Origin of the sequence: Xenorhabdus sp. IM139775, from assembly GCF_028598745.1 — a bacterium.
Lineage (GTDB): Bacteria > Pseudomonadota > Gammaproteobacteria > Enterobacterales > Enterobacteriaceae > Xenorhabdus.
In genome coordinates, this window is record NZ_JAQRFK010000249.1 from 1 (window position 1) to 563 (window position 563).

General features: G+C 46.7%; 1 protein-coding gene. It reads left to right on the forward strand.

Annotation, left to right across the window (positions count from 1 at the left end; genetic code table 11):
- Window positions 1–560, forward strand: a 560-nt coding sequence (locus tag PSI17_RS17290) for a PfkB family carbohydrate kinase (RefSeq protein ID WP_273553126.1), incomplete at its 5' end; no start/stop codon positions are given.
- Window positions 561–563: the final 3 nt, after the last annotated feature.

The window sequence follows — 563 nt, forward strand, 5'->3', positions numbered from 1 at the left end:
TCGACTGTAATTTAACTGAGGATGCTCTGGAATGGTTATTTAAAAACGCCGGTAATGTCCCTGTATTTGTGAATCCGGTTTCGTCCCATAAAGCCGGAATCGTTCGTAACTGGTTATCCTATATTCATACTATTCGGCCCAATCGATTGGAGGCGGAGACAATCAGTGGCATGAAGATAAATTCTATAAAAGAGGCTCAGTCCGTCACATCCTGGTTTCATGAACAAGGTGTGCAGCGGGTCGTTTTGAGTATGGGGGCAGAGGGCGTTTACTATAGTGAACTCGATTATGTCTCAGGTTATGCTCCGGCACTGCCGGTTGATGTTGTCACCATCACCGGTTCCGGGGACGCCATGATGGCGGGATTGGTTCATTGTGCGTTAGCCGGCATGGATTTTCAGGACAGTGTCCACTTTGCCCAACGCTGTGCCGCGCTTGTACTGTCTACCGAATTAACGTATTCATTAACCCTGTCGCCTTTCGCGGTTGGAAAATTGCTGGCATTGGATCCCTATTCAATAACCAATGATGCAATAACAGGGTATACCCGACAAATATAATAA